The following is an 8761-nucleotide window of genomic DNA, read 5'->3' on the forward strand; positions in this document are numbered from 1 at the left end:
TAGAAGGAACGAAGGAGGAAAAAAATATGTTAGACATTAAGTTTGTCAGAAGCAACCCGGAGACAGTGAAGGAAAACATCAGGAAGAAATTCCAGGAGGAAAAGCTGGTTCTGGTAGATGAAGTTTTAGAACTGGACAGAAGAAACCGGGAAATCAAACAGGAAGTAGAAGTGCTTCGGGCGGATAAAAATAAGATTTCCAAAGAAATCGGCGGGTGTATGGCAAGAGGGGAAAAAGAAGCGGCAGAACAATGGAAGCAAAAGGTACAGGAAAATGCAGATCGTATCGAGACGCTGTCTGCCGAAGAAAAAGAAGTAGAGCAGAAGATCAAAAAGATCATGATGACGATCCCAAACATCATTGACGCCAGCGTTCCCATAGGAAAGGACGATAGCGAAAACGTAGAAATCGAAAAGTTTGGAGAGCCTGTCGTACCGGCTTTTGAGATTCCTTATCACACAGAAATTATGGAAAGCTTTAAGGGGATCGACCTGGAAAGTGCGGGAAGAGTGGCAGGAAATGGATTTTACTATCTGATGGGAGATATTGCAAGACTGCATTCTGCCGTACTGTCTTACGCAAGAGATTTTATGATCGACAGAGGCTTCACCTACTGCATTCCACCTTTCATGATCCGCAGCAATGTGGTAACAGGCGTTATGAGTTTTGCAGAGATGGATTCCATGATGTATAAAATCGAGGGAGAGGATCTGTACCTGATCGGAACCAGCGAGCATTCCATGATCGGAAAGTTTATTGATACGATGCTGCCGGAGGAGGAGCTTCCGCAGAGCCTGACCAGCTATTCTCCCTGCTTCCGAAAGGAAAAAGGAGCGCATGGGATCGAGGAGAGAGGCGTTTACCGGATCCATCAGTTTGAAAAACAGGAAATGATCGTAGTATGTAAGCCAGAGGAAAGCATGGAATGGTATGACAAATTGTGGCAGAATACCGTGGATCTGTTCCGCTCTATGGACATACCGGTACGCACGCTGGAATGCTGTTCCGGAGACCTGGCAGATCTGAAAGTAAAATCCTGCGACGTGGAGGCGTGGTCTCCCCGTCAGAAAAAGTATTTTGAGATCGGAAGCTGCTCCAACCTGGGAGATGCACAGGCAAGGAGATTGGGCATCCGCGTAAAGGGAGCAGAAGGAAAATATTTTGCCCATACATTGAACAACACGGTAGCGGCACCTCCGAGAATGTTGATCGCATTTTTGGAAAACAATCTGCAGGAAGATGGAAGCGTAAAAATTCCGGAAGTCCTGCGCCCATACATGGGAGGAAAAGAAGTGCTGATCCCAAAGAAATAGGAGGACTATGCACCAATATTTAGAAGCAATCGGGTTTGAAACAAGTGGAAAAGACGGTCTGCCGGAAAAGCTGCTGCGGCAGACCGAACATATCTTTTCAGCGCATCACTGCGCTGCGGACGAAAATTTTTGTGAATATCAAAAAGAGTTTGGCGCGGGATTTGGGATTTCCTCTTTTGGGAGGACGGATGAAAGCTATCACCGGGAATACTATGTGCCTTTTTTTGAAGGAACAGGAGAGACGGCCAGAGGAGAGATTTTTGCAGAAAGGCGACTGGATAAAGAAGCTTATATCGGAATCTGCGAAGATATGAGAGTGGGGATCAGCTTGATTTTTCACCTGCAAAATCTTATTTCCCTTAAAAACAGAAGACTTCTCTCCCGAAAGGAAATTCCCTGCAGGTCTGTAACCTTATCGGGCCTTTGCAGGGAGGGAACTATTTTGTTGCCGGTAAGCAAGGATTCCGGACAGAGGCAGAGACAGCAGAAAGAAGCGACCGACAGAACATCCCTGATGCAGGCGGCAAGAAGTGGAGATACCACTGCCATTGAACATCTCACAAAGGAAGAATGGAATACATATACATTAATGTCAAAGCGGCTGATGAAGGAAGACGTCTACAGCATTGTAGATACTTATATCATGCCCTACGGGCTGGAATGTGATCAATATTCTATTCTGGGGGAGATCCGAAACTTTTTGGAAGTGGAGAATGAAAGTACGGGAGTGGTTCTGTATATTTTGCAGGTAGAAGTGAATGGATTGATCTTCGATGTCTGTGTTCCCAAAAAGCACGTATTAGGAGAACCGCAGGCAGGACGTAGATTGAAAGCGATTATATGGCTGCAGGGAAGAATAAACTTTGACAGTTGAGTAGATTTGCAGTATAATGGGAAAGCATTATAGCTTTCCTATTTAAGTTCCCTTAGTTAAATGGATATAACAAGCGCCTCCTAAGCACTAGTTGTGAGTTCGATTCTCGCAGGGAACGGTCATTTTTGCAGTAATAATTGATTTCAATTATTACTGCATTTTTCTTTTCAGGCATGATTTCAAATAATCACAGTCATTTAAAATCATGCCTAAAAAGAAAAACTCTTTTAAGAAACTTTGGCGACGACGTTACTTTCACCGATACAGCTAGCGATATGGATGCAATTCATTGCTTGTCAGAACTTAATTTAGCAATAGATATTGCCTATAAATAAACCGGCATAGATAATAGCTATTTTACTTTTTTTTATATAGCTAATATAATTTATACTGCTATATTGAAAAATTATTGTACGAGGTGGATGAGAATGAACAAAAAAATCAGAACAAAAGAGGTTGTTGTTGTGGCTATGGTTGCTGCAGTAGTGGGAGTTGTTTTTACATTGCTTGATTATGCATATATGCCATTATCAGCAGTTCTTGGAACGGTATTTATGGAATTAACATTTGGCATTTATATGTTATCAGCAGCTCTTCCCATGTATTTAGTACGCAAACCAGGAGTAGCAGTTTTCGGAGCTTTAGTTACTGCTGGTGTTAATCTGCTTCTTGGTAGTCCGTATGGTTTACAGTTGGTTTTAGCCGGAATTTTAGAAGCACTTGGAGTAGAAATCGCCTATATTCTTTTTAAGAGAGAGGCAAACCTTAAATGTCTGGTTGTTGGTCAGATTCTTGGAGCAGTCTTTGTGTTTGGAAGAGATGCATTTTTCTGGGGATCACCAATGTGTTACGGTGTGACAATTGCATTAGGAGTAATAGTGGTACGTCTGTTAAGTTCTGTGGTAATTGGTATTGTGCTTGTGAAAGTAATTACAGCAGCACTGGTAAAAACTGGCGTATTGAAAGGATTTGTATGTGCAAAATAGGAAATGACAAAATGAGTCTTAAATTACAGGATGTTTCATATTGTTATGAAGGAGAGACACTTCCGGTTTGGGAGCATCTCTCTTGTTGTTTTTATAAAGGAGCAGTTCATGCAATTTGCGGACCAAGTGGATGTGGAAAAAGTTCTATTCTTTATTTAATTGATGGATTGATTCCTCATATGTATGAAGGAAAATTAACTGGAAAAGTGTTGTATAATGAAGTGAATATTACAGAAATGCTTCCAAAGGAGCGTTGTGATAAAATAGGGTTTGTTATGCAAAATCCAGAAAGCCAGTTTTGCACTTTTACAGTTGAAGAAGAATTAGCATTCGGAATGGAAAATCTAGAAATACCTAAAGAAATCATGAAAGAGAAGATTTCGGAAATGTTGGAGTATATTGGCTTATCTGGTTACGAAGAATGTGATTTGAATAATCTTTCAGGAGGACAGAAACAAAAAATAGCCATTGCATCAATTCTTGTTACAGAACCGGAAGTGTTACTGTTAGATGAACCTACAGCAAATTTAGATCCGGAAAGTAGAAAACAAATTTTCGACTTGATTTTAAAGTTAGCTAAAGAAAAGAATATAACGATTATTTTGGTGGAACATAATGTAGAGGAAATTATAGAACAAATTGATCACTTGGTTATTTTAGACTTACAAGGTAGAAAGTTTTGTGATGTTCATGGGAAAAGCGTTGTGGAGAATTTTAGAGCGTGGTCAGAACCACAGATTGCAAAACGAAATCAGAGTAATGTTTCCAAAATTGAATTATCGCAGGAATGTATATTAGAGCTAAGTGATATTTCCTTTTCATATCAGAAACAGGGATTCCGGAAAAGGATATTGAGTGAAGATAATTACATATTACGTCATTTGAATCTAAGGATAAATAAGCAAGATTTCCTAGCCATAACAGGTAAAAATGGGGTAGGAAAAACAACATTGCTGAGAGTGATCTTTCAAATCTTCAAGCAAAATGAAGGTCGTATTTTGCTATATGGGAAGCCAATAGAATCTTATAAAAAGAAGGAACTGTACAATACGATCGGATTAGTGTTTCAAAATCCAGAAGAACAATTTGTAACGAATACCGTATGGGATGAAATGATGTTTAGTTTGAAAAAGGTAAAGATGAATCCGAATGAAAAAGAAGAAAAAGTAAAGAAAATGCTAGAACGTTTTCATCTTGAAACGGAAAAGGAAAAAAGTCCATTTGTACTGAGTCAGGGGCAAAAAAGAAGATTAAGCGTTGCAAGTATGTTGCTGACGGATCAGAAAATTCTATTTTTGGATGAGCCAACATACGGTCAAGATTATGAAAATCGTCGAGAATTAATGAACGATATGGAAATGCTACGAAACGAGGGTGTAACAATTATTATGATTACGCATGACATGCATTTAGTAAAACAGTATGCAACAAAAAAAGTAGTGATTGCAAATGGACATGTGGTGAAGGAAAAGCTTATGGAAGGAGATGCTTGATGTTTGCTTATATTGAACAAGATTCTTTTTTACATCAGAGAAATCCGATGATTAAGCTATTGTTAATTGTAATGATGACGATTATTGTATGTCTTTCCTATTTTCCAGTATTACCGAGTATAACATTTTTTCTTGTATTTACAACCACTTGGCTTGCAGGAAAAATTCCTTTGAAAAATCTTTTGCGTAGACTTTTAATGTTTATAGTGATTAGTTTGCTTTTTATGATATCGATGATGATTTTGCGTGGATTAAATGGCGAGTCAGGAATTGTTTATCGCCTGTGGGTTTTTCGATGGACAGCGAAAGATATAATACACTCTATTTCTTTAGGATTCCGCATCCTGGCATTAGTTACAATGTCAATGGGATTTGTTTTGACTACGAGACCACGAGATTTAATACTTAGCCTTATTTTACAATGCAATATATCCCCAGTCCATGGTTACGCAACAATGGCGGCATATCGGTTTTTACCTGAATTGCAAGCACAGGTTGATTCAATTCATCTTGCGCAGGAAATTAGAGGAATATCTTGGAACAAAGGGATAGTATCAAGATTTACATCACCTTTTAGAGTGGTGCTACCCTTGCTATGCGTAGCTGCAAGAAGGGGCGAAAGAGTAGCGTGTGCAATGGAGAGCAGAGGACTCGGAAAGAGTGAAAATAGAACATATTATAAAACGACAGAAATTGTTAAGAATGACTGGTTGTTTTTGGGTGCAGGAGTTATAATTTATACAATAATTATTGCAGTTTTAGTGAAATATGATTTGTTTAGATTAAATTTTGCTGCAATCAAATAAAGTGATTTGTTGGGAGGAAATAGAAATGCCATTTAAACATAAAAATATTGAATATGGCTTGCCACATGAGCAGTATCCAAGAGAAATTATTAATCAATGTCTTGAAGAACTAAAAAATGTGATAAGCTTAGACAAAGAGCCTGTTGCAATTACATTTTTGTTTACACAAGAGGACTATGATAATTATCCAGTAGAAGAGATTGAAACAGCAATGCCATATTGCGTGATGGTGAAACAAGCTACTTTACACTCTAAAGGAATTAAAAGTAGGTTGGAACATCATAAATGCGATGGCGCAACAACTGCTTTGGCGTTGGAACCGAGCACAGAGAAAATCGAAAGCGGGAGAGAATATTTTTCATATAAATTGTATTCATCGGTTGCTACAGCAAGAAGACTCAGGAATTCGATAAGAAGTTTACATAGAATGCCAGTGCGTAATTATGGTGTGGCAATCGTGCCATTAAGTCAGTGTGTGCAGACTCCGGACGTTATTATAAGCATTTGTAATGTATATCAAGCAATGCGATATGTGCAAGGATATGAGTATAATACAGGTAAAAAACCTGCAATTGATATGGGAGCAATGCAAGGAATGTGTTCAGAAGTTACTGTATCGCCATATTTATCAGGTGAATTAAATGTTAGTGTATTATGTCCAAGTACAAGAATGCTATGTAAATGGAGTGAAAACGATATGGCAGTAGGAATTCCTTTTGAATTATTTGAATCAATGACGAATGGAGTTGTGGCAACACAACCGAATTATTAAAATGGTGTTTTTTCAAAGAAGAACTTAAAAAGTTCTCTCAAGACCGGTTCAAGTTTTGTGTAAATTGAAAAACAGATATAAGACATGTCGCTAGTTACTTCGGGCAGAGCTAATTTTTTGAGGTTCTGCCTTTGTTTGTACTATGATGCAGTTTCCGGACATATCAGGCAGGACTGGTCAGACTAACCCTGTCAACCAGGGCACGAGAATATCCGTTTGTGAAAACCAGATTATAAGTACAGATACCAATCTAAAAACCATTGATTTTTACAGGATAATTCCATGTATTACAGCCAGTACTTTAAATACAGATCATGAAGGCGGATGATTTTGCTTGCTTTACCGGCAGGCGAACGATCCATAGAAAAAAGAAGCTTTTTAGAAGCGTGAAAAGGAAATGAATACCGCAAACTCTTTATTTTGTAGGGAGCAAGACAGGTCAGAAGAACTTATAACCCGATGTCGTCCGCATTGCACGATGCGGCAATGCAGTTCTAGCGACGGTATCTTGCTGTAGGCGGTATGCCAGAGTGTGCGATGCGGTTTGCCGAAACAAATTTGGTGCAAAACGGGAAAAGGAGAAAGGGACTATGAGTAAAACAACTACAAAGCTTGCGATTGCATTTGCTTTTAAAGAATTGTTATTAGAAAAACCGTTGGACAAAATAGCAGTGAGTGATATTGCCGAAAAATGTGAGATAAATCGTCAGACATTTTATTATCACTTTCATGATATTTTAGAACTCACCGAATGGATCTGCGAGGAGGATGCAGAGCAGGCCTTAAAGGAAAATCGAACGTACGACACATGGCAGGAGGGATTCCTGTCCATTTTCGACATGATAAAAAAAGATAAGGCTTTCATCATAAACATTTACCGCAATGTCCCAAAGGACTATTTATATCGCTATTTGTACAGGGTTACTTACCAGCTGCTTTACAACGTACTGGAAGAAAAGGCGGAAGGAATGGTCATCAGAGAAGAGGACAAGGTCTTTATTGCAAACTTTTATAAGTATGGGTTTGTGGGTCTTGTACTGGAATGGATCGATGGCGGGATGAAGGAGGATCCAAAACGGATCGTAGAGAGATTGAATTCTCTAATTCAGGGAACCTTTTTCCATGCGCTTAATAATGCTAAAATAAACAAAAAATAGAGCGTTTGAAAATATGGTGGGAAATACGACAAAGAGAGTGTTTTGTCGTATTTTTGTTCAATAGGGAGAAACTGTCGTTCTTTTTGACAGTTTTCTGTTTTTGTTCATTTTAATTCTGGTTTTTTGTCAATATACTAAGTGCGTAGAATCTACTAGCGACCTAAATAAAGAGTTTAGGCTCCGGAAAAAGAAAAGGAGTGTGTTTTTATGTACTATTCAGCAGGAACTTATGAGGCATTTGCAAAACCGGAGAAACCGGAGGGAGCTGACAGAAAATCAGCGTATATCATCGGAACAGGACTTGCAGGACTTTCCGCCGCATTTTACCTGGTTAGAGATGGGCAGGTAAAAGGAGAGAGAATACATCTTCTTGAAAAGCTGGATCTTGCAGGTGGCAGCTGTGATGGAAGAAAGGATGTTCGTAAGGGCTTTTACATGAGAGGCGGCAGGGAGATGGATAACCATTTTGAATGTATGTGGGATATGTTCCGTGACGTTCCATCCATAGAAACTCCCGGCATTTCTGTACTTGACGAGTATTACTGGCTGAACAAGCACGATCCAAACTATTCTCTTTGCAGAGCATCAGAGAAGTGTGGGCAGGATGCGCATACGGACAAAAAATTTTCTCTGGATAAGAAATCCGCACTGGCACTTTCCAAATTATTTATGACGCCGGAAAAGGATCTGGAGGGCAAGAAGATCAGTGAAGTTCTTCCGGACTCCTTCTGGGATACAAATTTCTGGCTTTACTGGCAGACCATGTTTGCCTTCCAGAGATGGTCTTCTGCTCTTGAGATGAAGAGATATTTGTGCAGATACTGTCACCATATTGATGGACTGCCGGATTTTACAGCTCTTCGATTCACAAAATACAATCAGTATGAGAGCATGATTTTACCTTTGATAGAATATCTCAAAAATCATGGCGTAACGGTAGAATTTGGAATAGATGTAAAAAATGTTATCATAAAGGATGAAAATGGGAAGAAAACTGCAACCCGGATTGTATACGAGAAAGAGGGAGCGACAGACACGATCGATCTTGTAGAGGACGACCTGGTATTCATAACCAATGGCTGCTGTACAGATACCTCTTGCTACGGGGACCAGAATACGGCGCCGGATCTTGGAAATATCAGGAATGGAGAGGGCGAGTCGTGGGATTTGTGGAAAAATATAGCTGCACAGGCCAAGAACGGGGAGTATGGGAACCCGAAGAATTTCTGTAGTGATGTTGAGGCGACAAACTGGATGAGTGCAACGGTTGAAACCGCTGACGAAGAAATCATTCAGAAGATTATTGGGGTGTGCAAGAGGGATCCAAGGGAAGGAAAAGTTACAACCGGCGGGATTGTTA

8 protein-coding genes and 1 tRNA gene are annotated in these 8761 nt (G+C 39.5%); all 9 read left to right on the plus strand.

Annotated elements, in window-relative coordinates:
- Positions 1–26 precede the first annotated feature (26 nt).
- On the plus strand, positions 27–1313 hold the full coding sequence (gene serS, locus SOW26_RS01620) for a serine--tRNA ligase (RefSeq protein WP_320651762.1): 1287 nt from the start codon (positions 27–29) through the stop codon (positions 1311–1313).
- A gap of 7 nt (positions 1314–1320) precedes the next feature.
- On the plus strand, positions 1321–2187 hold the full coding sequence (locus tag SOW26_RS01625) for a DUF3881 family protein (protein ID WP_320651763.1): 867 nt from the start codon (positions 1321–1323) through the stop codon (positions 2185–2187).
- Between the two features lie 46 nt (positions 2188–2233).
- A tRNA-Arg gene (locus tag SOW26_RS01630) sits at positions 2234–2305 on the plus strand.
- Positions 2306–2615: 310 nt separating this feature from the next.
- A complete protein-coding gene (locus SOW26_RS01635; protein ID WP_320651764.1) occupies positions 2616–3173 on the plus strand; it encodes an ECF transporter S component in 558 nt (185 codons plus the stop codon).
- Positions 3174–3184: 11 nt separating this feature from the next.
- Positions 3185–4666 carry an ABC transporter ATP-binding protein gene (locus tag SOW26_RS01640; RefSeq protein ID WP_320651765.1) on the plus strand — a complete coding sequence of 494 codons (1482 nt, stop codon included), beginning with the start codon at positions 3185–3187 and terminating at the stop codon, positions 4664–4666.
- Positions 4666–5472, plus strand: a complete 807-nt coding sequence (locus tag SOW26_RS01645; protein WP_320651766.1) for an energy-coupling factor transporter transmembrane component T family protein — start codon at positions 4666–4668, stop codon at positions 5470–5472. Before SOW26_RS01640 ends, SOW26_RS01645 begins: the two co-directional genes overlap by 1 nt.
- Before the next feature lie 25 nt (positions 5473–5497).
- A complete protein-coding gene (locus SOW26_RS01650) occupies positions 5498–6244 on the plus strand; it encodes a DUF169 domain-containing protein (RefSeq protein ID WP_320651767.1) in 747 nt (248 codons plus the stop codon).
- Positions 6245–6834: 590 nt separating this feature from the next.
- Positions 6835–7401: a TetR/AcrR family transcriptional regulator gene (locus tag SOW26_RS01655; protein WP_320651768.1), complete on the plus strand. Its 567-nt coding sequence runs from the start codon at positions 6835–6837 to the stop codon at positions 7399–7401.
- Positions 7402–7608: 207 nt separating this feature from the next.
- Positions 7609–8761, plus strand: a 1153-nt coding sequence (locus tag SOW26_RS01660) for an oleate hydratase (RefSeq protein WP_320651769.1), incomplete at its 3' end; no start/stop codon positions are given.

This window comes from Suipraeoptans intestinalis (assembly GCF_034091795.1).
In the GTDB taxonomy this organism is placed as follows: domain Bacteria; phylum Bacillota; class Clostridia; order Lachnospirales; family Lachnospiraceae; genus Suipraeoptans; species Suipraeoptans intestinalis.

Coding starts and splice junctions, on each gene's coding strand:
- serS (WP_320651762.1), top strand. CDS start 27: ATGTTAGACATTAAGTTTGTCAGAAGCAACCCGGAGACAGTGAAGGAA.
- SOW26_RS01625 (WP_320651763.1), top strand. CDS start 1,321: ATGCACCAATATTTAGAAGCAATCGGGTTTGAAACAAGTGGAAAAGAC.
- SOW26_RS01635 (WP_320651764.1), top strand. CDS start 2,616: ATGAACAAAAAAATCAGAACAAAAGAGGTTGTTGTTGTGGCTATGGTT.
- SOW26_RS01640 (WP_320651765.1), top strand. CDS start 3,185: ATGAGTCTTAAATTACAGGATGTTTCATATTGTTATGAAGGAGAGACA.
- SOW26_RS01645 (WP_320651766.1), top strand. CDS start 4,666: ATGTTTGCTTATATTGAACAAGATTCTTTTTTACATCAGAGAAATCCG.
- SOW26_RS01650 (WP_320651767.1), top strand. CDS start 5,498: ATGCCATTTAAACATAAAAATATTGAATATGGCTTGCCACATGAGCAG.
- SOW26_RS01655 (WP_320651768.1), top strand. CDS start 6,835: ATGAGTAAAACAACTACAAAGCTTGCGATTGCATTTGCTTTTAAAGAA.